Source organism: Streptomyces sp. NPDC018610, assembly GCF_044391765.1.
Taxonomy (GTDB): Bacteria; Actinomycetota; Actinomycetes; order Streptomycetales; family Streptomycetaceae; genus Streptomyces.
The window spans coordinates 422,254-448,543 of the sequence record NZ_JBISAL010000002.1 but is presented as its reverse complement, the minus strand read 5'-3'; the positions used below and the strand labels follow the sequence as shown (position 1 = coordinate 448,543).

The following is a 26,290-nucleotide window of genomic DNA, read 5'->3' as shown; positions in this document are numbered from 1 at the left end:
CCTGACTACGCGGTTGCACGGGCGGCCGGGAGTGTCACCTCGACGTGACCGCGGCCGTCCGCGATCGCGCGGACCTCCACACCGGCCGAGGCGGCGATGCGCCGGACCACCGGCAGTCCCAGCCCGTACCCGTCGCCGCCGGTCACCCCCGCTTCGAAGGCCCGTTCGACGTCCGCGGCATCGAATCCGGGGCCGTCGTCCAGGACGTCGACCACGATGGCCTCGCCCTGGTTGCGGGCGGTGATCCACACCCCGGACTTCGCATGCCGCAGGCCGTTGTCCAGCAGGGGTGACAGCAGCGACACGGCGACGTCGGCCGCCACGGCGACCTCGACCTTCGCGGGGAAGGCGACCTCGACCGCACGGCCGGCGATCGCCTGCCGTGCGGCGGAGCGCAGGTCGCACCGCGTCCCCTTGTCCGTCCGTGCGCGCGCGGCGCGCAGAAGCGTCGTGATCGCCGTATCGAGGCGGTCAACCTCGCTCAGCACCGCCTCCGTCGGCACCGGCTCGCCGGACAGCTGCGCCAGCTGCGCCTCGGCCCGCAGGACCGTGAGCGGTGTCCGCAGCTCGTGGGCGATCTCATCGGTGAGCCGGCGCTCGTCCGCCAGCGCATTGTCGACGCGCTCCAGGAGGTGGTCCAGGGTCCGCCCCAGTTCCCCGAACTCGTCGCGGGGGACGCCGAGGTTGAAGCGGCGCCCGGGTTCGTGCTGGCCCCAGTCGTCGGCGAGGGCGGCCATCTCGTGCACGACCCGCAGCGCGCGGTACACCACGAGGTGTGCGACACCGCCGGCGAGGAGGATCGTGAGGCCGCCCAGTATCAGGGACAAGGTCAGGCTGCGCTGTTCGGATGTCTCGTAGGGCGTGAGGTCCACCCGGACGATCACCATGACGTGGTGGCCGTGGATCGGGACCTGCCGCGCGTACAGGAGGTAATCGTCGACCGTCGCGGTCTGCGCTCGCCCGGAGTCCGCGAGCTCCTGGACGCGATCGACCAGGCTCGGCGGGACGTTTCCGTCGATCAGGCGGCCGTCGGCATATACCCAGGCGACCTCGTCGAGCGCCTCGCTGCTGTTCTCCGTCAGTACGACGCGGCCGCCTTCGGCGGTGACGTTCCCCGCGACCGCCTCGGCGCGAGTACGTGCCAGATCGTGCGCGTCGGCGTCGGTCACCCGGCTCAGCAGCACGTGCGAGACGACGACCAGGATCGCGACCACGGCGGTGGCGATCAGCACGGTGAGTGCGACGACCCGCTTACGGAAGCCCGTCACTGCCATCGGTAGCCCACGCCGCGGACGGTCGCCAGCCGCTCGGCCACACCCAGCGGACCGAGCTTCGCCCGCAGCCGGCGCACATAGGAGTCGAGGGTGTTGTCGCTGACCTGCGCCCCGTGCGGCCAGCCGGCGGCGATGAGGGCGTGACGGCGTACTGCGTCGCCCTGCGAGGCGATCAGGCGGCCCAGCAGCCGGAACTCGGTCGGGGTCAGGCTCATGCTCACCGAATCGTAGGTCACCACGTGCTTCGCCGGATCGAGGACGACCTCGCGCGGTGCGGGCGCGACGGTGGCCCGGCGCAGCAGCGCCCGGACCCGGACCAGCAGTTCCGGGATGTCGAAGGGCTTGGTCATGTAGTCGTCGGCGCCGGCCTCGAAGCCGCCCACCTTGTGATGCAGGCCGTCCAAGGCAGTGAGCATCAACACCGGCACGTCGACGCCGCGAGCCCGCAGGGCCAGGCAGACATCACGGCCGTCGGCGTCCGGGAGCCCGAGATCCAGGACGACCAGATGGGGCGCCGGTGCGAGCTGCCGCAGCAGGCTGTCGGCCGTGGCGGCGACGGAGACGGTGTGGCCGTCGTGCTCCAGGGCGCGCTTGAGCACGCTGCGGACCGCCGCGTCGTCTTCGCACACCATGATGAAAGCCACGTGGCGACCCTAGATACTCCTGTTCCAGTTCTCCATCTTCCCTGGTCAGCCGCCTGACAGTGGGGAGAGGTCCCGAGGACATGCTGCGGCAGCTTGCACGCACCGGTGTCCTGCGGCCCCGGCGACGGGCTGGGGACCGCGCTGTTCCGATCTACCGCGGCCACCCACCCCGGCACCCAATCCGCCGCCCCGGCCCGGCGGCGCCGCCGGGGCGACGCTGGCCGCCGCGGTGCTCGGCTTCTTCGTCAACACCTTCGACGCCGTCGTCGTCAACGTCGCCCTGCCCTCCGTCCGGCGCGACGTCGGCGGCGGCATCACCGGCCTGCAGTGGGTCGCCGGCGGCTGCACCCTGAGGTTCGTCGCGCTGCTGTCCGTCGGCTCACTGGCCGACCGCATCGGCGCCCGCCGCGCACTTGCCGCGGGCGTCGTGGTGTTCGCCACCGCATCAACCGCCACGCGGTGACGGCAGCCCCACCATCGTGTGGCGGTCACTCACCGGCATGGGCGGCGCTCTCCCCGCCACGGAAGAGCCGGTGGAATGCGCATAACGGGCACCGGCGCAAAGGGGACGCCCTCCCGTCGGCGCAACGCCACGGCGTCTACAGTCATGTAGACAGACAGGGCCCTACTTCATGTAGGGTTCCGAGGTGATTTCGACAGCACGTCATGCCCGTTCGGGCAGTACTGCCACAGGCGATTTCCAGGGCGCGATCCGTGTGCCTGGAGTCGTCATCGCTTTCTGGGTCGCCAAGGGCTTGTCGACCGCGCTGGGGGAGAGCGCCTCGGACTATCTCGTCCAGGCTCTGGTGCCGCAGCTCGCGGTGGTGCTCGGCTTCGCCGCCTTTCTCCTCGCGCTCGTGTTCCAGTTCCGCCAGGCTCGCTACCGGGCGTGGACGTACTGGTTCGCCGTCGCCATGGTCGGCATCTTCGGCACTATGGCAGCCGACGTGGTGCACGTGGCTCTCGGCGTGCCCTACACCCTCTCCAGCGCGCTGTACGCGCTGCTTCTCCTGGGCGTGTTCCGGGTGTGGCGGCGGACCGAGGGCACACTGTCGATCCACAGCATCGACTCCCCCCGCCGTGAGGCGTTCTACTGGGCGACCGTCGTTGCCACCTTCGCCACAGGCACCGCCTTGGGCGACTTCACCGCCTTCACCCTGCACCTGGGCTACTTCACCTCCGCATTCCTCTTCGCAGTGCTCATTCTCATTCCGGCGGTGGGATACCGCTGGCTGCGCTGGAATTCGGTGTTCTGCTTCTGGGCCGCCTACGTGATCACCCGTCCGCTCGGCGCTTCGATCGCCGACGGCCTGGGCAAGCCTCGCTCCGTCGGGGGCCTCGGCCTCGGCGACGGGCCGGTGACTTCGGTCCTGCTCGCTTTGATCGTTCTGGTGGTCGCCTACCTGGCGGCGACCAAGACCGACGTACAGGGTGGGCGTGAGGCCGCCGACACACCGGAAACGGCTGGCGAGCGCGAGTAGAGGGAAGGCGGCGGGACAGAGATGACCCACCGTGGGAACTGAATCACCCGAGCGACTCAAGGAGATCCGCCGCGTCGTCGAACAGGGCATCGGCTCCTTCGCCGCCATGCTGCGCACAGGGCGACTCCCCACGGACAACCAACTCCTTTCACTACGGCAGTCGGCCGCCAAGCGCGCGGAGGAAGGTGTGCCCGGCGAGGCCGTCGTGCGCGCCTGCCACGTCGGCGCGCAGGAACGCTTGCGGCAGATGCTCCGCCACGCCACGGCGGACGACCTGGAACACGTACAGGCCGTCACCGTTTTGGTGTTCCAGTTCCTGGAGCGGATGACAGTCACCGTGGTCGCCGGCTTCTTCGCCGAGCGACAGGCGGTCCTCGGCGAAGAGCAGTCGGCACGGCAGGCACTTCTGACTCCGCTCATCGAGGGCGCGGACGTCGCGGGCACCGCCGCCCGCTGGGGTCTCGACGTGCCCCCTTGCTACCTCGTCCTGGACCTCGCCCTCGGCACGCACCCGGACGAGGAGCTGGACAGGGTCAGCCCGGCCATCCCCGGCAAACGCAAACTGCGCCGCCTGCGGGTCGAACTCGACCGGCACGTCGACGGCACCGTCCTGTCCGTCCTGTCCAGTGAAGGCGGCCTCGCGCTCATTCCGTGCCGCATAGAACCGGACCAAGTCACCGACCAGGACTGGGCACGGGTCGCCGCCGCCCTCAGCCATATGCGGCGGGTCGCGGGCATCGACATCACAGCCGGCGCGATGGCCGCCGCCCCCGGAGACCTCCCCGCCGCCGTGACGCTCGCCCAGGAGGTGCGCCGGGTCGCAGCCGCATCGGAACGGCCGCCGGGCCTCTACCGGCTCCCGGACGTACTGCTCGAGTACCAGCTGATGCGTCCAGGACCGGCCAGGAACGAACTGGCCCAGCTCGTGCGGCCCCTGACGACCCGGCCCCAACTCCTCGACACGGTGCGCACCTGCCTACGATGCGGGCTCAGTCGGCGCGACACCGCACAGGCGTTGTGTGTCCACCCCAACACGGTCGACTACCGGCTGCGCCGCGCTGCTGAGATCACGGGGCTCGACGTGACGAGCGGCCCGGACGCGCTGCGGGCCCGGGTCGCCGTCAGTGCGCTCGACGCGGCACAAGGCGCTGCCGGGACGTCACCATCGAGAACGAGATGAAGCCGGCGAGCGCCCTCCGACGGGCCACGTTGGACAGCTGGCCGGGAAGGGGTCCTCAGCCAGCGCTGGACTCGCCATGGTCACCCACGTTGAGCATCAAGGCCACGAAGCCCTACTGCACGTCACCGTCGGCTCCCGACGCGCGGACGTCCCCCACACCACCCTCACTCGTGATCAAGACCACCACCAGAAGAATGCTCTGCTCCAACTCCTGCGCAACGTGGGCACACGTCTACGCGAAGGGCTCCATCACCGCCCGCCGGCACCGCCCCGGCCCGTTCCACCCCTGCCCGAAAACTACGGAGTCGGCGAGCTCGTCCTGCGCGCACAACAGGACCTGCATTGCCGGCCCGGCGACCGCTTCTCCCTCCTCGTGGACATGAGGGCTCTGATGCTCTTCGACGCGCACGGCGACCGCGTCTTCCCCCATCCCATCCACCAGCCCGAACTATGACCAGTGCGCCTGCCACCGCATTCCGTTCCGGCGCGCTCGGCAACATGGGCATCCATCGCGGCGCCGACGCAATGGATCGCGGGAGCCAGGCAGGCTGACGAGCACGTCTGCGAGGTATACCTGCCTGCCACGAGGGCGGGCGCCACCGGCATCGGTGCCGCCCGTCCGCAAGCCTGACGTGTCTTCGTTACCTGTCGACCAGGGACATGTGGTGGTCGTTGTAGCGGTCGCCCTGTACGCCGATCCGGCCGGCGAGTTTGTTCAGGTCGGCCAGTTCGTCGGCGGAGAGGGGGAGTTGAGTGGCGCCGGTGTTCTCCTCGACGCGGGAGAGCCGTCGTGTGCCGGGGATCGGAACGATGGACGGGTGCTGGGCGAGGAGCCAGGCGAGGGCGACCTGGCCGGGTGCGGCGCCCTTGGCCTGGGCGAGCGTCGCGACGTGGTCCACGAGAGCCTGGTTCGCCGCGCGGTTCTCGGCGGTGAAGCGAGGGATGGTGGTGCGGACGTCGCCGTCCGTGAACGACGTGGACGCGTCGACCGTCCCGGTCAGGAATCCCTTGCCGAGGGGGCTGAAGGGCACGAAGCCGATGCCGAGGGCCACACACGTGGGCAGCACCTCCGGCTCGGGGTCCCGGGTCCACAGTGAGTACTCGCTCTGCACCGCCGTCACCGGATGCACGGCGTGGGCGCTGCGGATGGTCTGCGCACTGGCCTCGGAGAGTCCGAAGCAGCGCACCTTGCCCTCTCGGACCAGCTCGCCCACCGCCCCGGCGACGTCCTCGATCGGTACGTCCGGGTCGACGCGATGCTGGTAGAACAGGTCGATCGTGTCCACTCCGAGACGCCTGAGGGAAGCGTCGGCCACGGCGCGGATCTGCTCGGGGCGGCTGTTGAGCCCGGCGGGGGCGCCGTTCTCGATGCGGAAGCCGAACTTGGTGGCGATCACCACCTGGTCGCGCAGCGGGGCGAGGGCCTCTCCGACGAGTTCCTCGTTGACGTACGGGCCGTACACCTCCGCGGTGTCGAAGAAGGTGACGCCGCGTTCGACGGCGCCCCGCAGTACGGCGATCATGTCCTTGCGGTCACCGGGGTTCGGGCCGTAGCTCTGGGACATGCCCATGGCGCCGAGCCCGATCGCGGAGACGCGCAGGTCCCGTCCCAGCGTTCGTGTGTGCATCGTTCTCCTCCTTGCCGGGCGCCCCGCTCGATCAACCGAGTGGGCTTGTCCTGCCGAGCCGGATGGTCACTGATTGTGGTCGAAGGTCAGGACGATGCGTTCACGCAGGGCGCCCTGTTCGAGCCGGGTGTGTGCGGCGGCAGCGTCGTCCGCGGCGAAGGACAGGGCGGGGCGCAGGGTGATCGTGCCGTCCTCGGCCTGGTCGCGGAGCCGTACGATCGCGTCGCGGTCCCCGTCCCGTTCCCGCACGTTGAGGTGCTTGACCGTGATGCCGCGCCCGGGGTCGACGTCCCAGAAACGCAGGATGCCGACCTGGCCGCCGTCCCGGACGGCGGGAGCGATCCGCTCATGCAGCAGGGCCGCGTCCGCTACCGCGTCCACCGGGCCGCCCAGTTCCTTCAGCACGCGCTCGGCGATGTCTGGACCGCGGGGCACGAGTGTCTGCGCGCCGAGTGAGCGGAGCAGGTCCGCGTCGTCCTCGGCCGCGACGGTCACGACGTGCAGGCCCTCTGCGGCGCCGAGTTCGACCAGGTAGCCGCCGACGGATCCGGCCGCACCGGTGACCAGGAGGGTGGCTCCCGGGGGCAGTTGGAAGGCGTCGAGGACGTTTCGGGCGGTGAGCGCGTTGTTCAGGAAGCCGGCCGCGTCAGCGGTGGGCGCGCCCTTGGGGGACTGGACCACGGACCGTGCGGGAAGTGCGAGGTATTCGCTGTAGCCGCCGTGGCTGCCCAGGTTGTCCACGAAACCGACGACGTGGGTACCGGCCACCAGGCCCCAGCGGGGATCCACCTCGCTGCCGACTTCCTCGATCGTGCCGGCGACCTCCATCCCGGGGACGAACGGGGGAGTGAGCCCCTGGTGCATCTGCCGCAGCTGCCCGGAGCGGAGCATCGCGTCGACGGGGTTCACACCGGCGGCGTGGACCCGCACCAACACCTCCTGTGCTTCGGGGTGCGGGTCGGGGAGTTCGAACGGCCGCAGCACTTCGGGGCTGCCGTACTCGCTCAGTCCGATGACTTTCATGCGGGTGTTTCCTCACATTCTTTATTCGTCGCGATGGCGGCAGAGTGGTGCATTTCATGTGGTCGCTTCCGCCGTAATCGACCGTACCCTGCATTCGAAGAGCAAAAGGGGGGAAGAATTTTTCCCAGGATGGAATTCTTCCCCCCTATGTCCACCGACGCTTCTGTCAGCGCAGCGGCGGGCGGTCCGCGGCGCTCATGCCGGTGGCGAGACGAGGCGTGTAGTGCTCTTGGAGCGTGCTGATCTCTTCGTCCGTCAGGGTGATGTCGAGGGCCGCGGCGGCGTCCGCCAGGTGATGTGGCTTGGATGCCCCGATGATCGGCGCGCTGACGACGGGATTCGCCAGGACCCACGCGAGTGCGATCGTGGCCATGGAGACTCCGCGTGCCCGGGCTACGGACTGCACTGCCTCGACGATCTTCCTGTTCGACTCTTCTTCGACGAAGAGGCGCCCGTACGCGGGGTCGGTTTCGGATCGTCGGGTCTCAGAACCCCAGGGCCGGGTGAGCCGGCCGCGCGCGAGCGGGCTCCAGGGGATGCTGCCGACGCCCTGATCCGCGAGCAGGCCGAACATCTCGCGTTCTTCTTCGCGCATGAGGAGGTTGTACTGGTCCTGCATGGACACGAACCGCGTCCACCCGTGCAGGTCGGCGGTGTACTGCAGCTTGGCGAACTCCCAGGCCAGCATCGATGATGCGCCGATGTAGCGGACCTTGCCCGCCTTGACGACGTCATGGAGGGCCTCCATCGTCTCCTCGGCGGGCGTCTCGTAGTCGAGGCGGTGGATCTGGTAGAGATCCACGTAGTCGGTGCCGAGCCGGGTCAGAGATGCATCGATCTGCTCCATGATCGCCTTGCGGGACGTTCCGGAGCCGCCCGGACCGGAGTGCATCGGGTAGAAGACCTTGGTGGCGAGCACGATGTTCTCGCGGCGCGCGTATGTCTTGATGGCGCGCCCGACGATTTCTTCCGAGCTGCCGAAGCTGTAGGCGTTGGCGGTGTCCCAGAAGGTGATACCCAGGTCGACGGCCTGCCGGAAAATGGGCTCGGACTCCTCTTCGTTGAGTGCCCATTTGCTGAAACCGCTCGCGGTGTCCCCGAACGTCATGCAGCCGAGCGCGATACGGCTGACAACGAGTCCTGAGGTCCCAAGTCGTGTGTATTGCATAGCGGTGAATACCCCGATCGATGAGTTGGGGGGAGTTTTGCGAATCTCCCGTTTTTCCGTCGTCGGCCAGATCGTTATCGGTCACGGTGTGGCGTTCGTCCGTGCTCAGGGCGGCCGCGGGCCAGGTCGCCCTGCCGCGACTGCTTGACGAGCACCGCATAGGCGACGACGGCGAGGGCGATCGACGCTACGGTGACGATGCCCAGCGGGAGGACGGCTCGGGCGCCACCGAGGCCGACGAGCGGTGCGGCGACTCCCCCGAGCCCGAAGCGGGCGCAGCCCAGTGCCGAGGACGCGGTGCCGGCGAGTTCCGGGTAGTCGGCCAGGGCGAGCGACGTGGTCGGGGGCGCGGTGAACGCGACGCCGGAAGCGAGAACGAACAGGGAGGCGACCACCACGGGCAGGGGCAGGTTCCACAGTCCGGTCGCGAGGAGCCCGAGGGAGCCGGTGGCGGTCAAGGCGATTCCGATGACCAGTGCGCCGCGTTCGGACCGCCGCTCGGTGATGCGACCGCCGAGGTAGCCGAAGACCATGAAACCGGCTGAGTTCGCACCGAAGGCGACCGAGTATGCCTGCGGGGAAAGTCCGTAGGTGCCTTGGAGGATGTAGGTCGCCCCGGAGAGGTAGGCGAACAGGGCGGCGTAGGTCAGGCCGGCGATGAGCACCGATCCGACGAAGAGGCGGTCGGAGAACAGGCGGCGGAAGTCGCGGCCGGTCTGCTTCATGCCGCCGCTGGTGCGCTGATCCCCGGGGAGCGTCTCTCCGAAGACGACCAGGGTGGCGACCAGCAGCAGCACACCGATCACGGCGAGGAAGAGGAAGGTGCCGCGCCAGTCGGTGACGCGGGCGAGTTGCCCTCCCAGGATGGGGCCGACGATCGCGGCGAGACCGCCGAGGACGGTCAGACGCCCGTAGTAACGGATCAGGGCACCGCCTTCATAGACGTCCCGGCCGGCTGCCTGCGCGATGACGATCCCGACCGCGCCCGCAAGCCCCTGTATGAGCCGGGCGATCACCAGGGTCACGAGGCTCGGGCTGATCGCGCACAGCACGGAGGCGGCGATGTAGGCGGTGATCCCTATGAGCAGCGGTGGGCGGCGTCCGAACCGGTCCGACAGCGGCCCGGCGACGATCTGCCCCGCGGCGAGCCCGATCAGGCAGGCGGTCAGGGTGAACTGCGCCGCCGAGGTGGCCGCGCCGAGATCGCTCGTCAGCGAGGGCAGGACCGGCAGGTAGAGGTCCATCGAGATGGGGCCGAACACGGTCAGCAGCAACAGCAGCGTGGACAGTGCCGGGCCGACGCCTCGCGGGGGGCTTGTGGCCGAGCGGCGGCCGAGGGGAAGTATGGCCTGGTCGTTCATGCAATGGCCTCCACGGTGGCGTCGCGGGGTTCGAGCAGGCCAGGGGCATCGCGTGTGGCGTCGGAGCTGCGGAGCGCGGGGGAGACCTCGGTGTGGCTGCCGCGAGGCATGTCCACGGCGCCGAGGCCGATGGCAGGGACTCGCAGGTCGCGCCCCAGTGTGCAGTGGTGCATCGTGTCCTCCTTGCTGGTGGCCGTGGCGACGGGGGTGCAGTTCGTAGGGCGGTTCGGTGCGTCGGGCGTCGTTCTCAGCGACGCGGTACCCGGTCGGTGGCCGTCCCCCTGACACCGCGCTCGCCGGACTACCAGGCGTACGCTTCGGGAGCTTCGCCTCCTGGGTCGGGCCAGATCTTGTCGAGCGCGCGGAGCGTCTCGGGCGACAGGGTCAGGTGCGGGGCTCGCAGCGATTCGGTCAGTTGCTCGGGAGTGCGCGGTCCGACAATGGTGGTGACGACGGCCGGGTTGTGCAGCAGCCACGCCAGGGCGACGTCCGCGGGGCGCTCGCCGAGGTCCGCGCACAGTGCTTCGTACTTCTCGAGCTGCGGCCGGTGCCGGTCGACGGTGGCCAGGAAGTCGGGCGACGAGCGACGGCCGCTGTCAGCCTTCTCCAGGGCGCCCCCGAGCAGGCCGCCGCCCAGCGGGCTCCACGGGATCAAGCCGAGACCGTAGTGGCGCAGGGCGGGGATCAGTTCGAGTTCGACGGTTCGGGCGCCCAGGTTGTACAGGCTCTGCTCGGACACGAGGCCCAGGAAGTGCCGCTTGTTCGCCTCCTGCTGGGCGGTGGCGATGTGCCAGCCGGCGAAGTTGCTGCTGCCGACGTAGGTGACCTTGCCTTCGCGGACGAGCTGCTCCATGGCCTGCCAGATCTCGTCCCACGGAGTTGAGCGGTCGACGTGGTGCATCTGGTACAGGTCGATGTGGTCGGTCTGCAACCGTCGGAGGCTGGCCTCGGCGGCCCTGCGGATCTTGTAGGCCGACAGGTACTTGTCGTTCGGGCCGGTGCCCATGGGCTGGTAGAGCTTGGTGGCCAGCACGATCCGGTCACGTCGGCCGCCGCCCTGGGCCAGCCAGCGGCCGATGATCTCTTCGGAGGCACCGTAGCCCTGCGTCATGTCGGGTGACTGCGGTCCGCCGTAGACGTCGGCGGTGTCGATGAAGTTGATGCCTTCCTCTACGGCCCGGTCGAGGATGGCGAAGCTCGTGGGCTCGTCGGTGACCCAGCCGAAGTTCATAGTCCCCAGGCCGATCTTGCCGACCTTCAGGCCGGTCCGGCCGAGGTGGTTGTAGGTCATCGTCATGGGGTGGTTCCTTCCGATCCGGTATGGGCTGTGATGTGGGTATCGGCTCAGAGCGCAGAGCGCGCTGGCTTCGTAGGCGGGGCTGACGTGTTTCGAGTGGACGACTCCTGCGCTCACGGACAGTGGTGGAACCGGGCATCCCCGCTCTGTGGCAAGGGCGCCCGCCCCGGCGGCCCGCACTCGCCTCTGCGCTGTCGCCGGGAATGGCAACGGCGGGCTCTGTCGAGGGAACCGCAGGTCACGTGCGGGTGGAAGGTACGGCTGTGCCAGGTACTGACAGGACCCCCCTCGTCCGGGCCCGGCCGCCTAGCCTGGAGGTCGTGAGTACCGAGAGCGACATCCGCGAGTTCCTGGCCTCCCGCCGCGCCAAGATCACCCCGCAGCAGGCCGGGCTGCCCGCCTACGGCGGCAACCGGCGCGTGCCCGGGCTGCGCCGTGAGGAAGTCGCGATGCTCGCCGGCGTCAGCGTCGACTACTACGTCCGCCTGGAGCGCGGCCACCTCGCCGGAGCCTCCGAGGAAGTCCTCGACGCGATGGCGAACGCCCTCCAGCTCGACGAGGCCGAACGCGCCCACCTGCACGACCTGGCCCGCGCCGTCGCCCGCCGTCCCGCCCGACGCCCCAAGCGCACCCGCGGCCCGCTCCCGGACAGCGTGCTGCGCGTCCTGGACTCCATGACCGACTTGCCGGCCTTCATCCGCAACGGCCGCCTCGACATGCTCGCGGTCAACCGCCTCGGCCGCGCCCTGTACGCGCCGCTGTACACCGAGGACGCACCGCGCCCGGTCAACGTGGCCCGCTTCCAGTTCCTGGACCCGCGCGGCCGGGACTTCTTCCCCGACTGGGAGCAGTCCGTGAACACGACCGTCTCCCTGCTGCGCACCGAAGCCGGCCGGGCTCCCGGTGACAGTGAGCTGACGGGGCTGATCGGCGAGCTCGTCACGCGCAGCGAGGAGTTCCGCACCGCGTGGGCCAAGCACAACGTGCGCCTGCACCACACCGGCCGCAAAGCCTTGCGGCACCCGGTCGTCGGCGAGATCACCCTCGACTTCGACGCCATGGAACTGCCCGCGCAGCCCGGCCTGACCCTGACCGCGTACAGTGCCGCCCGGCACACCCCGGCCTACGACGCATTGCAACTGCTGGCCGCCTGGGCCGCCACCACAGACGCCGCGGCCAGAGACGCCGCAACCGCAGACTCGGATCACGCGGGCAACCGCTGAGCCATGTCCTTGGCAGCGTTGCCTCGCCGCCGATCGCGCGGGATCCACGGCCCCGCCGTCTGCGCGCGCACGCCGTCGGCCCCGTCTCCGCGGGCGTCGCGTGCAGGCCAGCGCACCCAGTCGGTGCGCGGGGGCGTGGCCCCGTGCCAAGCTGTGCGTGTGCAGCGCGACCCGAACCTGAACGAACTGGGAGCCTTCCTCAAGGCACGCCGTGCACAGCTCAGCCCCGGCGACGTGGGTCTGCCCGACAGCCGCGAGCCGCGGCGCGTCCCCGGGCTGCGCCGGGAGGAGGTCGCCCGGCTGGCCGCGATCAGCACCGACTCCTACACCCGGCTGGAACAGGGGCGCTTGCAGGCGTCCGAAGCCGTCCTCGGCGCCCTCGGGAAGGTTCTCCGGCTTGACGGTGACCAGCTGGCGTACCTGCTGACTCTCGCGGGGAAGGCCGCCTTGCCCCCGGCCGGCGGCAGAGCGCGGCAGCGGGTCCAGCCCCAGTTGCAGTACCTGCTGGACGACCTCGTTCTCACGGCGGGGTTCGTCGAATAAGGGGCGATGCCCGTTCGCACAAGGCTGCGGAAGGCAGACAGCCCATCGGCCGCTGGGGAACGCGCACGGTGGTCGGGCTCCTCGGCACGGTCCTGCTGTCCCTTGGGCTCGCGTCCCGTCGCGTACACCGCGGTGGCCGTACGGTGCCTGACGCGTGAACGGGCCGCCGCGCCCGCACTCGACCGGTACCGGCCCTTGCTGGTCCTGGCCGTCGGCGACGCGGTACGCACGGCCCTCTGCCACGCCGTCGACCGTGCCCGGCCTCCGGCGGAGCAGCGGCTCGCGCACTGCCAGGGAGCGAGTTTTCCGTCCCGGCACACCGCGACCGCCCTGCTGGCGACCGGGCTGGCCACAGATGCCGCCCCGGAGGCCGCCGGCGCCGTGGCCGCGCTCGTTGGGCTCAGTCGACTGGCACTGCGTGTCCACTGGCCCTCGGACGTCGTCGGCGGCTGGGCGTTCGGATACGGCTGGCTGGCCGCTTCAGAGATGACGCGTCGTGCAGTTGCTCACCACGGGGCGACGGGTGTCGGGACACGTCCACGCCACCCGGCTTGCTCCCTCACATGAAGGCGACTACTCGCAGCGAAGGTGGCTTCTCATGTCCACACTGCGGCATTGCGGCGCGTTGAGACGACGCTGGCTGGCGTGGTTTGAGCTGGGAAACCGCGAGCTGTTCCGCACCTGCGCGCGCCTCAGCCCGCTCAACGGCAAAGACGGCGGGGACGACGAGGACGCCGTGGCCCAGGCCACCCGCATCACCCTGAGCCTGCTGGTCCAGCGCATCGAGCAGCTCACCGCACAGATCGACGAGCTGAACCGGCGTCTGACCCGGCTCGTCGAACGCCACGCCCCGCAGCTGCTCATACCGGTGGGCATCGGCCCGGACAGCGCCGTCACTCTCCTGATCACCATGGGAGACCGTGGCGGCGACCGGCAGGCCAACGCCGTCCTCGTCGCTTCCGGTGCCGGTTGGCTCAGTGCGCGCCATCATGAGGCAGTGCCTCGGCGGCATGGGCGAGGAGGAGCGGATGGACCGGGAAGTCGTTCATGCGGAGCTGCGGCAGGCCGGCGCCACGTTCCATCGGCTGCTCGAGCCGGCCACTGCCGAGGACCTGCGTCGGCGGAGCCAGGGGACACGTTGGACCAATGAACAGCTGCTGTACCACATGCTGTTCGGATACATGGTCGTACGGGCGTTGCTTCCCTTGGTTCGGATGTTCGGTCGTCTTCCGCTCGGTGTGAGTGGTGCATGGGCGCGCCTTCTCGATGTGTCCACCCGTCCGTTCGACGTGATCAACTATCTCGGGGCGGTGGGCGGCGCCCGGGTCTACGACCGTCGCCGCATGGGAGCGAAGCTCGATCGCACGCTTGCGGCTCTTGCCGCCTGGACGCCGAGTCGGAAAGGGAGCTGGCGCGGAAGATGCGCTTTCCGACTCGGTGGGACCCGTTCTTCAAGGACGTGATGACTCTCGAAGAGGTCTACCGGTACCCGACCCGGCACTTCGACTTCCACCGCGCCCAGCTCACCCTGAGCGCCCAAGCCTGACGTGCGCGGCCGTGCGCTTCCGGGATCAGTCCTGGCAGTCGCAGCCCGATGCCGTCTTCGCCTCGGCGACGGTGCGTGCCGGGTCCGTTGAGGTCTCTGCCGGTGTGCAGCAGGAGTTCACGCCGCAGCAGGCGTCGGCCGGCGCGTCTGCGGTCTCGGTCGCCTTCCTGGTCGTGAGCTTGGTGGCGTGGACGATCGCGGAGTGCATGCCGTCGGCGACCGAGTGGGTCGGAGTGCTCTCGACGTTGGTGAATCCTGCAGCTTCCAGGCCCGCACGGTATTCCGCGAAGGACAGCGCCCGGCGATGCAGCCCACGTGGTCACCACGCTCGGCACGCTGTTCGGCGGTGAGGGTGTCGTCGGCGACGACGTCGGAGACGCCGACGCGGCCGCCGGGCTTGAGGACGCGGATGGTTTCGGCGAAGACGGCCGGCTTGTCGACGGACAGGTTGATGACGCAGTTGGAGATGACCACGTCGATGGTGTTCGCGGGCAGCGGGATGGCCTCGATGGTGCCTTTGAGGAACTCCACGTCGGTCGCGCCTGCCTTAGCGGCGTTGGCCAGGGCGAGGGAGAGCATCTCCTCGGTCATGTCGAGCCCGTACCTCTCCGCGCTGGCCGCCACTCTGGACGAGGACACGGAGCTGGTGTCGGTGATGGCCGCCAACAACGAGACCGGCGCCCTGCAGCCGATCGCCGAACTCGCCATCGGCGACTACGAGGGCCTCGCTACGGACGGCCGCTCCGCTGTACGGCCGCTGTTCGTCGAGACCAACGCCAACGCGCCGCAGGACTCCACCGACGCCTACAGCGGGCTGTTCCCCGCCGGCAGGCACAACGGACCCTTTGCCGAGGCCACGGCCACAGCCCCAGCGCGCACCGCAGGAACGCTGGGAGCCCGGCCGCACAGGCTCGTCCGGTGATCGAAGAGGTGTCACAAAGCGGCTGCAGCTTCCGGAACTTCGGGTTCATGTGAGGCGCAAGGTAAACAGAGCGCCATTTTTCCTGTGAGCCCTTTGTGTGACTGTTGTGGTCACGCCAAGATCCCCTCTGCGCCCGGGACACCCCCATGCTCCCGGCGCAGGGAGGAGCGGGCATGTTGCCCCCGAAGCACCAGCGACGGTTCATAACCTGCACCGTCGTAGCGGCCGCGTTCGGACTGGTAAGCACCCAGTCGTTCGCGGCGTCGAACGACGCAAGACCCCGGCCCTGGCAGGCACGCCACCAGGCCGCCGTTGGCCGGCAGCACATCAAGGCGGTGCACGCGGGTCACGGCGTGTCCGCGTTCGCCGCGGAGGGCGGCGATGACGACGGGGCCGACGAGGCGGAGAACTCCGCCGAGGCGACCGCCCAGTTCACCGAGGCCCGCACCGCACCGGGCGTGGTCGCGCCCGGCGCCTACGGGGCGGCCTGGCAGCAGCTGCAGTCGATGAAGCACACGAGCGGCAGCTGGGACCACGTCACCAAGAGGGTGTACAACTCCGACGACCCCCGCTACCGCGATGTGAACTCCAACTCCAGCGGCGGCGCGGGCGAGGTCACGGGCCGGATCACCGGCATCGCCGCCGACAACCAGGGCTATGTGTACGCGGGCGGAGCCAACGGCGGCGTCTTCCGCTCCACCACCGGCGGCGGACACTGGAAGCCGATCTCCGACAAGCTCCCGTCCCTGTCGACGGGCACTCTTTCCTTGGACGGCCAGCAGCGACTCTGGTACGCCACGGGCGAGTCCAACACCGGCGCGACGTCCTTCGTCGGTACGGGCGTGTACGTCCTGAAGGACCCCCGCCACGGCCAGTTCCAGCCCGGCGACCGCGTGGGCGGCGCCGAACTGGAGTCCACCGTCATCCACGCCCTGCGCTTCGCCGGGACTACGGTGTGGGCGGCCACCAGCACTGGCGTCTGGTCGCACTCGACGACCACCTTGTCCGGACCCTGGAAGCATGAGTTCGCGCCCAACCCGGACTACCTGCCGGGTGGTTCGAAGGCGGACGACCCGAGCGCGCCGTACAAGAACATCGCCAACGACATCGCCGTCGACCCGAAGGACCCCTCCAAGGTCCTCCTCGCGGTCGGCTGGCGCGGAGGCGACGCCTACAACGGGCTGTACGCGAAGGCGGACGACGGCAGCTGGAAGCCGGTCAGTGGGCTCGGTGACCTGCCCACGAGCAGCGCCGACGTCGGCAACGTGACGTTCGCCGCGGCGGCGGACGGCTCGCGCCTGTACGCCATCGACCAGTCGCCGGCGCAGACGGCCGCGAACCCGGACAGCGGGCTCAAGGGCGTGTACGTGTCGAAGAGCGGCTCGCCGTTCGGGCCGTGGACGCTGATCGCGGACTACACCAAGTTGAAGGCGTCCGGATCCGCCCTGCAGAGCGCGGGCTACATGCCTGGCATCCAGTCCTGGTACAACCAGTTCCTCTAGGTCGACCCGGCCAACGCCGACCATGTCTACCTCGGCCTGGAAGAGGTCTTCGAGACCAAGAACGGCGGCCAGAGCTGGACGGTGCCGGGCCCGTACTGGAACTTCCCCTTCCCCTGTTGGAGCATCGACCCGGCCAAGCAGACCGGCGATTGCTCGCCCACGACCCACTCCGACCAGCACGCGGTCGCGATCGGCAGCTACAAGGGCAAGACCTGGGCGTACGTGGGCAACGACGGCGGTATCTACCGCCGCCCGCTCAACGGCGCCGTCGACTCCGGCGGTCACGCAAAGGACTGGCAGTCCCTGAGCGACGGCACCCTCGACACCCTTCAGTACTACTCGGTGGGCGTCGGTAGGGACCTCACCAACGGCGGCGTCTCCGTCACCGGCGGCCTGCAGGACAATGGCCAGTCGATCCTGCGTGGCCACGACAAGGTCATGGGCTCCAACTTCGGCGGCGACGGCGGCGACACCATCGCCGACCCCGCCAACGGCTGCAACATCGCCGCCGAGTACGTCTACCTCGACATGTGGGTCACCCAGAACTGCGGCGAGAACGACGGTTCCTGGTCGACCGACCCGACCAAGGCCACCGAGTACGAGGTCGCACCGCCGGACAAGGACCAGGGCGGTGCGGGCGCCCGCTTCATCGCGCCCATCGCCGCCGACGCCAAGGACACGGGCACCTGGATCGCGGGCGGCCGGCACGTGTGGGTGAACACCAAGGGCTTCGCTATCCGCTCCGGCAAGGAGTGGACGAACGCCTACGACCTCGGCGAGGGCCACGTGGCCACGGCCGTCGCGTCCTCCGGCGGCACGGTGTACGTCGGCTGGTGCGGCCCCTGCAACAACCAGGGCTTCACCCGGGGCATCGCGGTCGGCAACGGCGACGGCACCGGCTGGCACCAGCTCGACCTCCCCGTCGACGGCACCATCCCGAACCGCTACGTCTCCGGCTTCGAGATCGACCCGGCCGACGCCCAGCACGTCTACGTGGCGATCAACGGCTTCTCCCGCCGCTTCACCGAGGGCCCGGGCGCCGGCGTCGGCCACGTCTTCGAGTCGAAGAACGGCGGCGCGAGCTGGACGGACATCTCGGCCAACCTGCCCGACGTCCCCGCCGACACGGTCAAGCTCCTGCCCAACGGCGGCCTCGCCCTCGGCACCGACCTGGCCACCTTCTACCGGCCGGCCGGCGCCACCAAGTGGCAGGTCCTGGGCCACAGCCTGCCCACCACGGCCGTGATGCAGCTGCGCCTCGGCCCGGACGGCAAGTTGTACGCGGCCACGCACGGACGCGGCATCTGGTCCTTCGACGTACGGCGCCTCAAGGGCCGTAAGGACTGATCACCACCCGTACGCTGAGTAGCACGACGACGGCCGGTGCCGCCCCGAACCGGGGGCCACCGGCCGTCCTGCTTTCGGGTTCACTGCACCGGATACGCCGCCACACTCAGCCGAAGCGTGAAGAGCGGCGCGCTCTCGGGACCCCACGTCACGGTCACCGATCCGATGCGCGCGGCACGCACCGTGACCCGGGTGACGCCCTTGCGGTCGGTGGCGGAGGAGGTCACCAGCGCCAGCATCGGGTTGCTGCTGCGCGGCTGGGGCCAGGAGCCCGGGGCACGGGGCTCCAGGACGACGGTCACCGTCGTGCCGGATCGCACGCACACGCTCTGGGTGGAGGCGTCCCCGGCGTTGTGGGTGATCATGACGGAGCCTGCCAGGCAGCCAGGCGACGCGGAGGCCGTAGCAGGGGGCGTGGCCGTGCCTCTCGGGGGCGACGACGGTGTTCCGGGAGGGGCTGTCGCCGAGGGCGACGTGGAGGGCGGGGCTGGAGGACCTGTCTCCCTCGTACCGCTCGCCGACGGCGTTGTGGCGTGCGGGTCGGCGGAGGGGCGCGGTGACGGGGAGACGGGGTGTGAGCTGCTGCCGCTGCCTCCGCAGGCGGTCAGAAGGCAGGCCACCGCGACGATGGCGGCCCCGAACCACGGCCCTCCGAGCCCCGGCCTGCGTCTTTGCTGCTCCAGCGTCACACCTGCCTCCTCAAGTCGCCGCACGCCACTGTGACGCCCGGGTCCGGCGCCTGGTTCCTGCCCCAATCGGCCCCTGTCCCCCTATATCAAGGTGCGCCCCGGCGTCTCCGCCGGAGCGCACCGTGCACTCTCTCAGGTCAGTGCCGGATCGGCAGCGGCCTGGTGACGTGCGGTGAGGGGACGGTCGCCGCGCCGTGGGCCGTGGCGCGTGCGCTGCCGCCGCTGACGGTGAGCGGGCCGGCGGTGTAGAGAGCCTCGTCAGACCGGCTTCCCGCACCCCCGCGTTATAGGGGCGTCCGTGAGACGTGAGAGGGTCTGGGGCGTGAGTGAGACACCACCCAACACCCTGCAATACCGCTTTGACGGGCCAGAAGACGCTCCGGTCCTGATCCTGGGTCCCTCACTGGGTACCACATGGCACAGGTTGTAGAGACCGTCCAGGGGCGTCGATGCCAGTCCACTGAGGGCATGAAATTGCAGGTCGAAGCCTCTTGGTCCGAGAGCGTCTGCCCAGTTGGTGATGGCTGTGTGATACGCGGGTGATATGGCGAGGCCCCGCCGAGGTCCGTCCTGGCGGGGTCTCTGCCCGGATCCGTGAGACGTGGAAGCCGCACCGGAGTGCTCCGGTGCGGCTTCGGCGTGAGGTCGAACGCGCTGGCGCGCATGATGCGGTCGGTTCCTCGAAGGAGTCCGTGTGCCTGTAATTCTCCCGGGTGCCTGATTTGCAATCGAACCCGCTCATCCGTTCGTATCGGGGTGAGTTTTCCATCCAGCGCGACCAGGATGCGTGAGTGCGGGAGCGGTTACGGCCGGATCGACTGGCTGGCTATCGGCAGCTGAACTGGCCATCTCGGCCTGTGTCCAGGCCACGGCTACTTCGCTGTCGCGTGTGACGTCCATGTAGGCGTTGATCCGTACTCCCGTAACTGCTACAAACGCCGCATCGGGAACCCGCGCGTGACAGTCTCATGCGTCTCGATCGCTACTTTGCCCGAGAAATCGGCCACTTGGTCAGGCTCACACCGCCGTGATGGCCACTAGAGGCGCAGTCGTAGGCTATGAAGCATGAAGATCAGGGTCCGTGACGCTCATCCAGCCGACGTCGAATGGATGAGCAACAACACCGAGGGCTGGACGGTCACCGTCGAGAAGCAGGAGGGGGCCGCCTCCCTGGCGGAGGCGCTGCACGCCCTGATCGCAGAGGATTCCGACCAAGGCGTGCGTATGGGATGGCTTCACTCCAGTCTGCAGCGCGCGGCAGGCGGCGAGCCCGGCTACGTCAGGCTTTATGAGCTCCACGTTTCTCCCGAGTTCCGACAAAGGGGAGTGGCACGAGCTTTGGTCGATGAGTTGTTTGCTCGGGTGCCCGATCAAGAGATCCTCTTGTCAGCGTGGGACCGGGAGCTGTACGGAGTGTGGCTTAAGCTCGGATTTACATACGTCCCTGAACCCGATGAAATGTCAGGAGATCACAGTTACCCCGGTGAGATGGTGCGCCCACCGGTAGAAGCTTCGTCCTGAAGGATCGGCATCGTCTGTCGGCATAGCCGTCCAGGATCCCTTCTTGCGGGAGCGCTTGTCGAGCTTGGGCAATGCCGAGCTGTTCCGCACCTGCGAGACCCTCAGCCCACTCGACGGTGGGGGAGACGAGGACGGAGTGATGGCCCAGGCCACCCACATGACGTTGCGCATGCTCGCCGAGCGCATCGAACAGCTCACCGCGCAGATCAATGAGCTGAATCAACGCCTGACCCGGCTCGTCGAACACCACGCCCCACAGCTACTCGTTCCGGTAGGCATCGGCCGGACAGCGCCGTCACTCTCCTGATCACCATGGGGGACAACCCCGAGCGGCTGAACACCAAGGCGTCCTTTGCTGCCCTTTGCGGAGTCAGCCCCATCGAGTACTCCTCCGGCCGGCGGCGCACGTGCCGGCTCAACCACGGCGGCGACCGGCAGGCCAACGCCGCCCTGCACCGCATCGTCTTCACCCGCCTGCGCCACGACCCGCGCACCCAGGCGTACTACGAACGTCGCACCCAGGAGGGCAAGATCCGCCGTGAGATCATTCGATGCCTCAAGCGATACGCAGTCCGCGAGGTTTTCAACCTGGTCAGACCGGTTTCCCGCACCCCCGCGTTAGAGGGGGGTCCCTTCGAGATGTCCGGCTCGCCGGCAATGATCAGGCCGCGCCCACTTGGCTCGTGTCTTGCAGCAGCATTGCCCGTAATCAAGGAAGCGCGTCTCCACGATCATTGGGGCGGTGGCCGTGAACGCGGTACACGATCTCGTCCGGGTGGCGCATGACCCTGGCCAGTCGCCACGCCGCGTCATACGGCCTGCAGCCGCGCTCCCGGGACCACAGGCGTAGGGCGAGCAGACTGGTGAGCGGGTCGAGCAGCCAGCGCAGTAGGGAGGTCTTCACTGCTTATCCTCCGCTGCTAAAGGGACGGTTGCTGGGGAGGGCGCCACGGACTCCAGGTCGCCGGACGGTGACGGCCAGGGGAATCCGTCGGCCCAACCCATCTGCTCGAAGAGCGTGCGGGTCGTGGCCATGAACCGCGCTTGCCGTCCCGGCACGTCGTCCAATCGCTCCCAGACGTAGAGGAGAGTGTGGGCGAGCCGCTCGGCTTGAGTGCGCTCGGTGACCGACGTCCCCACCAAAGGGAGGATCGTGTCCCTGAACGATGCCCAGTTGAGGGCCGACAGGTCGTCCAGATGTTGCTCCAGCCACCAGAGGCGGGCGCTGTCCCCGTCGGTGCACACGGTCCGAGCCAGCTCCTGCCGACGCAACCGGTCCTGCGCGAGCCGGAGTTCAGCGTCGCGCAGGGCGTTCTGGTGCTTCTGGGCCCGGTCGGCGTCCTGCTGGGGGAGCAGCAGGGTGAGTCGTGCCCTGAGCCAGAGGCCGGGATAGCCGTCGGGGCTGTGCCACGGCGAGACCGCCAGGGTGAGCCTCTGCTGAGCGCATTCCAGTTCCTCGGGCTGGTGCCCCCCGGCGATGCCGCGGCCGAGTTCGTCCAGGGCCAGGCGGGCCGCCGCTCGCGCGGCGACCCCGTGGTGGGTCCCGGTCGCCCTGGGCGGGATCTGATGGGTGAGAGTGCCGCGCGCCAGGAAGCGGACGCCCGGCAGGCAGGTGGGCCAGTACGCCGTGAACCGGCCGACCCGCCGTCTCCACCAGGGACCGGGACGATCGGTCATGCCTCCGACGCTTTCCGGACGAGGCTGTAGTGCTGCATGGCGTGGCCGAGGATGTCCCGCCAGAACGGCCGGACTACCGCTCCGTCGGCCACCAAGAGCCGGTCGAGCCGCAACCGCAGCCGTGGCGGGGCGAAGACCTCCGCAAGCAGGGCGATCACCGCGTCCCTCTGGTCGGCGTCGTGCTCGAACCGCTCCTGCCACCGGGTTAGTTGATCGAGCACGGCGTCCACGGCGTCGTTGGTGGACAGTAGCGTCTGCCAGGCATGCACGAAGTGCTCCCTGCTGGACGCGTCGCGGGCCGAGGCGAGGACCAGGTCCGTACCCGTGTCACTGGAGACGAGTGCGAGGAAGGCCCCCAAAGCTTGGCGGTGCGCCTTTCCATCGGCCTCGACCCCATGCTTCTTCAGCCACTGCACGACCGTCTTGTCCACGAGGCCAGGAGCGTGCCGGACGAGCTCCCGGAAGGCATCGACCAGCTTCTCGGCGCCGAACTCCTTTCCGTCCGCTGCCTTGCCCAGGCGGGTGAGGGCGAGCGCCGGCTGCTCAAGACCCCAGGGCCCGCCACAGACGTCGATGACCAGATCGACCTTCTCGGCGTTGTTGGATTCTGCCCAGTTGAGGAGTCGGTCCCGGACGTAGCGGCCGAGTTCGGCGTCGGTTGCGGCCTTCGTGAGCGCCTCGACGGCCAAGATGCGCCGAGGGCCGGTGAGCCCCGTCGCGAGAGCGTCGAGCACCTTCCTGTCGTGCCGACGTACCGCCAGGCGCAGGAGGGCTTCGCTTGCCAGACGGGCGTCGTCCTCCGGGACGGACCGATTCGCGGCGACACCGACCGCCCACGTCGTCAGCAGGTCATGCTGGGTGGGGAACTCGTCCCACAGATGACGCAGGATGGCAGCAGGCAGCCCCTGACACGTGCGGTCGTGGTGGGCACGTTCGCCGACGGGCTCGATCTCGGCTGCTTGGAGCCGACGGGACGACGTCGCGTCGGTGAGCACATCGGCCGGCCCGCGGGCCTGGCCCAGCGAGGCGAGCAAGTCGTCGGACGCGCGGACGATGGAACCGCGCCGCCCTCCGTCGAGCAGCGCTCCCGCCCATACCGTGACCCGAGTGGACAGCAACGACGGACTCCCGTCCACCGCACCGCGCTTGTTGAGCAGCTTCTCCACCGTGGTATGCCAGTCCCCGAAACGGTCCACGGCTTCCTTGAGCTGTTCCCTGCCGTTGACCGCACTGAGGAGTACGGCCAGCCGGCACGCCTCACGGGCGGACGGGTCGGCTTCCCAGATCGGGGAAAGTTTCTCGTCCGTCAGCCAGGCCAGCCGGTCCCCGTGACCGTGCGCGTCGAGCTCGGCCTCGACCAGGCGCCGCGCACCGGGGGACTCCAGCCGTACGGCGACGTCGCCAGTGGCATCCGCCCATGTGCCCTGCCAGTCGCCCGGGGTGGCGAGCACGACCAGGAAAGACCCCTGTTTACGCAGTGCCGCTCCATGACGGACCAAGTCTTGGCCGAAGCGGGCGGGCGGCTCGTCCGGGAGGTCGGAGAGGTCGAGCAGGTAGCCCGTCGCCGAGCGCACCGGCAGGCACTGGGCCCCGGGCTTGGTCCACTCCGGTTCCAGGTCGAACAGCTCTGGCTCCTGCGGTCCCGCCGTATGGCGCAGGAGCCGTACCGCCGCGGTCCGCCGGCCGCTGCCAGCGGGGGCGCACAGCACCACGACGCCGTGCGCTTCCAGGATCTTGGCGGCGTCGGGCAGACGGTTCGGTTCCCGGGGCTCGACGAAGCGCCCGTCTTCGCTCGCACGGTAAGCGGGGTCGCGGCCGTCGATGGGCAGGGGGTGAACGTAGTCACCGTTCAGGTGTACGGCGTAGTGGACCGCCTGGACGCTGTGGTCGCCGTATTGGTGGAACTCCGACGCGTTCGACGGCGGCGCGCCGGCCGGATCCTCGTGTGCCTGGGGCCCCACCGGCTCGATTCCGTGGTACGTCGGGTCGGGTGCTTCGCTGCTGCGGTCGCTCATTGCCGCCCCCGCTTGTCGTAGAAGTTGTAGCCCTGCTTGCCGTGCTCGCCGTACTGGTGGAAAGTCACCGCGCCGGGACCCGCCGGAGCCGTGGGCGCCGACGCCACGAGCGCCCCGGCTCCCGGCTCCTCCTCACCCCCCGCCGTTGTGGACGGCTCGAAGATGTCCGGATCCGCGAGCCCCCAGTCGAAGCCCGGGAGGTGCAGATAGGCCGGCTGCTCGAACTTCTTCACCCTCACCAGATGCCGGTGGAAGTGCGCCGGCAGTACGTCGCCGTTGACACAGCCGCTGTCGAAGACGTCCTCGTACACCCGCTGGGAGACGATCACGGCGGTGTTGGTGATCTCGGGATGGCCACGTTCGAGCACCGCCCGCAGCGCCTTGTCGTCCAGGAGTCGGTGGGTGTGCACCATGGGCACGCCCAGACCGCTTTGAGGCAACGGGCCGACGTGGATGCTGACCCGCAGCTGCAGGGGCTTGAGGTGCGGGTTCTCGGCCCGCCGACGGGAGAGCGCCTGGCGCAGTGCGTCGGGGAAGTGCCCCACCAGCGCGGGCAGGACCTCGGGGTCCATGCCGGCGACGTAGCCATCGCCCGTGTGCTGGCCGAACACGCGCCGTTCCCAGTGCGCGCTGACGTTGCTGGCGCTCAGTGCCTGGGCCAGCAGAGGTGGGATGTCGGCGTTGACTCGCTGCATCCCTTTGCTGTCGAGTGATCCGAAGTCCCTGGCGTCGACGGCCAGCACGGCCCGGTAGGGCCACAAGGGCTCCCATGACGGCAGCATGCGCCGCTCCTCTCGTAGCTCTCCCCGCCCATGCGGTGGGGAGAGCACCACCCTGTTCGGGGAGCGGGGAGCCGACCGTCCAGCGCTGGACGGTACGGGCGTGCCGCACGTCACATCACAGGAGCTCCGCGCGGCGGTCGGTCGCCGTCACCCACCCCGTCGTCCTCGGCTGCGGCCCTCAGCAGGGCAGGATCTCTGACAACGAGCCGCCGACGGCCGAGCGTGACAATGCCGTCGGACTGGAGACGCGCGAGGGCGGCAAACGCTGATGACCGGCTCATGCCCGCCATCGTGGCCAAGTCCTCTCTGGGTATGCCGAGTTCGACGACAAGACCGCCACTCCTGTCGCGGTGACCCACCTCGTCCGCGAGATAGACGACCACCCGTGCCAGGCGCGCCGGCGGCGGCAGATGAGCAAGGTCGGCGCGCAGACGCTCCTGGCTGTTCAGCCGTTCCACGCTCAGCCGGTACACGACCGGCTCCAGGCGATGCCGGGTCACGAAGCCACGGAAGGCGTGTGCGGCCATGACGACCCCGGTACACGGGCGTACCGCGGTCACGGTCGCCGAACGCGGCCGGTCGAGCAGCACGCCCATCTCGCCGAGGACTTCGCCGGGGCCGCGGAGCATCAACGTCAGACGGTCCCCGGCCTCATTGCCCTGCACCACCTTGACGAGACCATCGACCAGCGCGATCACACCGTCGGGCGACTCACCCTGTGCCAGGAGCACCGCCTGGCTCCGGTAGGTGCGCCGATGCCCGCGTTCGAGGAAGTCGCGCCATACCTCAGGAGAGACGAGGGAGAGGAAGTTCACCGTGACACCTCCTCGCCCTCACGCGAAGACGGTGGCCACGGCGAAGCAGCCGCAGCCCGCGACTGCCAGGACGAGAGAACATTGCACCCGGCGGTGTTTAGCCCAGGCGATCTCACTCATCACCACCACCTGCCGGGTAAGCGAAGGCAATGGGTCTGTGTTCCGCAGCGCGCTCTCCAGTACGGCGGGTTCCATGAGCCGCAGGTGTCCGAAGTACAGGAAGTCGCCATCCGGTTCTGGCCCTCGCCGCTCCTTGCCGAGCCGGGGAGAAACTGCCCATGCGGCACAACAGGCACCCGCCATGATGAGCACGATGCCGATCCACAACAGCGCCTGCGACGCGGCGGACTCGAACCCGCCTATCGCCCGCCGGGAACTCGCCAGCAGGCTCAGTACGGCCAGCGTGGTGGACTGCAGGGTCAAGGCGAGCGCGGCTTTCGAATCCGCCTTGGCCGTTGCATCCGCGACGGCCAACTGGATCTTCCACGCTGTTTCGGTCGGCTCAGTCGGCACGGTGGCATCCCCCCGGGTGCAGCGAGTAGCACTCACTGGCGCTGCGCTGAAGGCTGTGCAGGCATGACCGTCCTAAAACGTACGGCGGACATCTTGGCCTGAACACGCGGCGAAGCGGGCGATCCCGGTACGCGAGGTG

The 26,290-nt window shown here is 69.3% G+C and carries 28 protein-coding genes and 2 pseudogenes; 14 read left to right on the top strand and 16 right to left on the bottom strand.

Annotated elements, in window-relative coordinates:
* Positions 1-5 precede the first annotated feature (5 nt).
* On the bottom strand, positions 6-1,274 hold the full coding sequence (locus ACH5A8_RS07360; protein WP_398998931.1) for a sensor histidine kinase: 1,269 nt from the start codon (positions 1,272-1,274) through the stop codon (positions 6-8).
* Complete coding sequence (locus ACH5A8_RS07355; RefSeq protein ID WP_398998929.1) at positions 1,265-1,918, bottom strand: response regulator transcription factor; 654 nt, start codon at positions 1,916-1,918, stop codon at positions 1,265-1,267. The genes ACH5A8_RS07360 and ACH5A8_RS07355 overlap by 10 nt, the downstream gene beginning before the upstream one ends.
* 229 nt (positions 1,919-2,147) lie before the next feature.
* Here ACH5A8_RS07355 and ACH5A8_RS07350 point away from each other — a divergent pair, with 229 nt between their 5' ends.
* From ACH5A8_RS07350 to ACH5A8_RS07335, 4 genes are all read left to right on the top strand, one after another.
* A complete protein-coding gene (locus ACH5A8_RS07350) occupies positions 2,148-2,381 on the top strand; it encodes a hypothetical protein (RefSeq protein ID WP_398998927.1) in 234 nt (77 codons plus the stop codon).
* Between the two features lie 184 nt (positions 2,382-2,565).
* Positions 2,566-3,399 (top strand): hypothetical protein, encoded by an 834-nt coding sequence (locus tag ACH5A8_RS07345; protein WP_398998925.1) that lies wholly within the window; start codon positions 2,566-2,568, stop codon positions 3,397-3,399.
* 31 nt (positions 3,400-3,430) lie between these two features.
* On the top strand, positions 3,431-4,579 hold the full coding sequence (locus tag ACH5A8_RS07340) for a PucR family transcriptional regulator (protein WP_398998924.1): 1,149 nt from the start codon (positions 3,431-3,433) through the stop codon (positions 4,577-4,579).
* 76 nt (positions 4,580-4,655) lie between these two features.
* The gene (locus ACH5A8_RS07335; RefSeq protein ID WP_398998922.1) at positions 4,656-5,033 is read left to right on the top strand and encodes a hypothetical protein; all 378 of its coding nucleotides are present in this window, start codon (positions 4,656-4,658) and stop codon (positions 5,031-5,033) included.
* 187 nt (positions 5,034-5,220) lie between these two features.
* On the opposite strand, the gene ACH5A8_RS07330 is transcribed toward ACH5A8_RS07335, so the two are convergent.
* The 6 genes from ACH5A8_RS07330 to ACH5A8_RS07305 all read right to left on the bottom strand — a co-directional run bounded on the left by ACH5A8_RS07330 (position 5,221) and on the right by ACH5A8_RS07305 (position 11,050).
* Entirely contained in the window at positions 5,221-6,207 is a 987-nt protein-coding gene (locus ACH5A8_RS07330; protein ID WP_398998920.1) for an aldo/keto reductase, read from the bottom strand.
* 66 nt (positions 6,208-6,273) lie between these two features.
* Positions 6,274-7,230 (bottom strand): NADP-dependent oxidoreductase, encoded by a 957-nt coding sequence (locus ACH5A8_RS07325; RefSeq protein ID WP_398998918.1) that lies wholly within the window; start codon positions 7,228-7,230, stop codon positions 6,274-6,276.
* A gap of 166 nt (positions 7,231-7,396) precedes the next feature.
* The gene (locus tag ACH5A8_RS07320) at positions 7,397-8,398 is read right to left on the bottom strand and encodes an aldo/keto reductase (RefSeq protein WP_398998916.1); all 1,002 of its coding nucleotides are present in this window, start codon (positions 8,396-8,398) and stop codon (positions 7,397-7,399) included.
* A 74-nt stretch (positions 8,399-8,472) separates the two neighbouring features.
* Positions 8,473-9,759: a multidrug effflux MFS transporter gene (locus ACH5A8_RS07315; RefSeq protein WP_398998914.1), complete on the bottom strand. Its 1,287-nt coding sequence runs from the start codon at positions 9,757-9,759 to the stop codon at positions 8,473-8,475.
* Positions 9,756-9,932 (bottom strand): hypothetical protein, encoded by a 177-nt coding sequence (locus ACH5A8_RS07310; protein ID WP_398998912.1) that lies wholly within the window; start codon positions 9,930-9,932, stop codon positions 9,756-9,758. Before ACH5A8_RS07310 ends, ACH5A8_RS07315 begins: the two co-directional genes overlap by 4 nt.
* Before the next feature lie 128 nt (positions 9,933-10,060).
* Complete coding sequence (locus tag ACH5A8_RS07305; protein ID WP_398999776.1) at positions 10,061-11,050, bottom strand: aldo/keto reductase; 990 nt, start codon at positions 11,048-11,050, stop codon at positions 10,061-10,063.
* A 326-nt stretch (positions 11,051-11,376) separates the two neighbouring features.
* On the opposite strand from ACH5A8_RS07305, the gene ACH5A8_RS07300 reads away from it, so the two are divergent.
* From ACH5A8_RS07300 to ACH5A8_RS07290, 3 genes and pseudogenes are all read left to right on the top strand, one after another.
* Positions 11,377-12,279, top strand: a complete 903-nt coding sequence (locus ACH5A8_RS07300; protein WP_398998910.1) for a helix-turn-helix transcriptional regulator — start codon at positions 11,377-11,379, stop codon at positions 12,277-12,279.
* Positions 12,280-12,438: 159 nt separating this feature from the next.
* Positions 12,439-12,816: pseudogene (locus ACH5A8_RS07295) on the top strand (helix-turn-helix domain-containing protein); the annotation flags it as partial.
* A 12-nt stretch (positions 12,817-12,828) separates the two neighbouring features.
* Positions 12,829-13,389 (top strand): phosphatase PAP2 family protein, encoded by a 561-nt coding sequence (locus tag ACH5A8_RS07290; RefSeq protein WP_398998908.1) that lies wholly within the window; start codon positions 12,829-12,831, stop codon positions 13,387-13,389.
* Here the strand turns inward: ACH5A8_RS07290 and ACH5A8_RS07285 are convergent.
* Positions 13,382-13,813 carry a hypothetical protein gene (locus ACH5A8_RS07285; protein WP_398998906.1) on the bottom strand — a complete coding sequence of 144 codons (432 nt, stop codon included), beginning with the start codon at positions 13,811-13,813 and terminating at the stop codon, positions 13,382-13,384. The two genes, ACH5A8_RS07290 and ACH5A8_RS07285, sit on opposite strands and share 8 nt — an antisense overlap.
* A 429-nt stretch (positions 13,814-14,242) precedes the next feature.
* On the opposite strand from ACH5A8_RS07285, the gene ACH5A8_RS07280 reads away from it, so the two are divergent.
* Positions 14,243-14,368, top strand: coding sequence for a hypothetical protein (locus ACH5A8_RS07280; protein ID WP_398998904.1), 126 nt, complete (start codon positions 14,243-14,245; stop codon positions 14,366-14,368).
* 25 nt (positions 14,369-14,393) lie between these two features.
* Here ACH5A8_RS07280 and ACH5A8_RS07275 read toward each other — a convergent pair.
* Positions 14,394-14,974 (bottom strand): annotated as a pseudogene (locus tag ACH5A8_RS07275) (methyltransferase domain-containing protein); the annotation flags it as partial.
* Here ACH5A8_RS07275 and ACH5A8_RS07270 point away from each other — a divergent pair.
* From ACH5A8_RS07270 to ACH5A8_RS07260, 3 genes are all read left to right on the top strand, one after another.
* On the top strand, positions 14,958-15,290 hold the full coding sequence (locus tag ACH5A8_RS07270) for a hypothetical protein (RefSeq protein ID WP_398998902.1): 333 nt from the start codon (positions 14,958-14,960) through the stop codon (positions 15,288-15,290). The pseudogene ACH5A8_RS07275 and the gene ACH5A8_RS07270 overlap by 17 nt on opposite strands.
* 173 nt (positions 15,291-15,463) lie before the next feature.
* A complete protein-coding gene (locus tag ACH5A8_RS07265; RefSeq protein ID WP_398998900.1) occupies positions 15,464-16,792 on the top strand; it encodes a WD40/YVTN/BNR-like repeat-containing protein in 1,329 nt (442 codons plus the stop codon).
* A gap of 81 nt (positions 16,793-16,873) precedes the next feature.
* The gene (locus ACH5A8_RS07260) at positions 16,874-18,139 is read left to right on the top strand and encodes a hypothetical protein (RefSeq protein ID WP_398998898.1); all 1,266 of its coding nucleotides are present in this window, start codon (positions 16,874-16,876) and stop codon (positions 18,137-18,139) included.
* Between the two features lie 80 nt (positions 18,140-18,219).
* On the opposite strand, the gene ACH5A8_RS07255 is transcribed toward ACH5A8_RS07260, so the two are convergent.
* Positions 18,220-18,504 (bottom strand): hypothetical protein, encoded by a 285-nt coding sequence (locus ACH5A8_RS07255; RefSeq protein ID WP_398998896.1) that lies wholly within the window; start codon positions 18,502-18,504, stop codon positions 18,220-18,222.
* A 1,389-nt stretch (positions 18,505-19,893) separates the two neighbouring features.
* Between ACH5A8_RS07255 and ACH5A8_RS07250 the strand changes: the two genes are divergently transcribed.
* The 3 genes from ACH5A8_RS07250 to ACH5A8_RS07240 all read left to right on the top strand — a co-directional run bounded on the left by ACH5A8_RS07250 (position 19,894) and on the right by ACH5A8_RS07240 (position 21,135).
* Positions 19,894-20,349, top strand: a complete 456-nt coding sequence (locus ACH5A8_RS07250) for a GNAT family N-acetyltransferase (RefSeq protein WP_398998894.1) — start codon at positions 19,894-19,896, stop codon at positions 20,347-20,349.
* A 64-nt stretch (positions 20,350-20,413) separates the two neighbouring features.
* On the top strand, positions 20,414-20,656 hold the full coding sequence (locus tag ACH5A8_RS07245) for a hypothetical protein (RefSeq protein ID WP_398998892.1): 243 nt from the start codon (positions 20,414-20,416) through the stop codon (positions 20,654-20,656).
* Between the two features lie 5 nt (positions 20,657-20,661).
* Positions 20,662-21,135: a transposase gene (locus tag ACH5A8_RS07240; RefSeq protein WP_398998890.1), complete on the top strand. Its 474-nt coding sequence runs from the start codon at positions 20,662-20,664 to the stop codon at positions 21,133-21,135.
* A gap of 114 nt (positions 21,136-21,249) precedes the next feature.
* Here ACH5A8_RS07240 and ACH5A8_RS07235 read toward each other — a convergent pair whose 3' ends face one another.
* The 5 genes from ACH5A8_RS07235 to ACH5A8_RS07215 all read right to left on the bottom strand — a co-directional run bounded on the left by ACH5A8_RS07235 (position 21,250) and on the right by ACH5A8_RS07215 (position 26,151).
* Positions 21,250-22,026: a hypothetical protein gene (locus ACH5A8_RS07235; RefSeq protein WP_398998888.1), complete on the bottom strand. Its 777-nt coding sequence runs from the start codon at positions 22,024-22,026 to the stop codon at positions 21,250-21,252.
* Positions 22,023-24,041: a hypothetical protein gene (locus ACH5A8_RS07230; RefSeq protein WP_398998886.1), complete on the bottom strand. Its 2,019-nt coding sequence runs from the start codon at positions 24,039-24,041 to the stop codon at positions 22,023-22,025. Before ACH5A8_RS07230 ends, ACH5A8_RS07235 begins: the two co-directional genes overlap by 4 nt.
* Positions 24,038-24,823, bottom strand: coding sequence for a hypothetical protein (locus ACH5A8_RS07225; RefSeq protein ID WP_398998884.1), 786 nt, complete (start codon positions 24,821-24,823; stop codon positions 24,038-24,040). Before ACH5A8_RS07225 ends, ACH5A8_RS07230 begins: the two co-directional genes overlap by 4 nt.
* A 110-nt stretch (positions 24,824-24,933) precedes the next feature.
* Positions 24,934-25,638 (bottom strand): Crp/Fnr family transcriptional regulator, encoded by a 705-nt coding sequence (locus ACH5A8_RS07220; RefSeq protein ID WP_398998882.1) that lies wholly within the window; start codon positions 25,636-25,638, stop codon positions 24,934-24,936.
* A gap of 18 nt (positions 25,639-25,656) precedes the next feature.
* On the bottom strand, positions 25,657-26,151 hold the full coding sequence (locus ACH5A8_RS07215; RefSeq protein WP_398998880.1) for a Pycsar system effector family protein: 495 nt from the start codon (positions 26,149-26,151) through the stop codon (positions 25,657-25,659).
* Positions 26,152-26,290 lie beyond the last annotated feature (139 nt).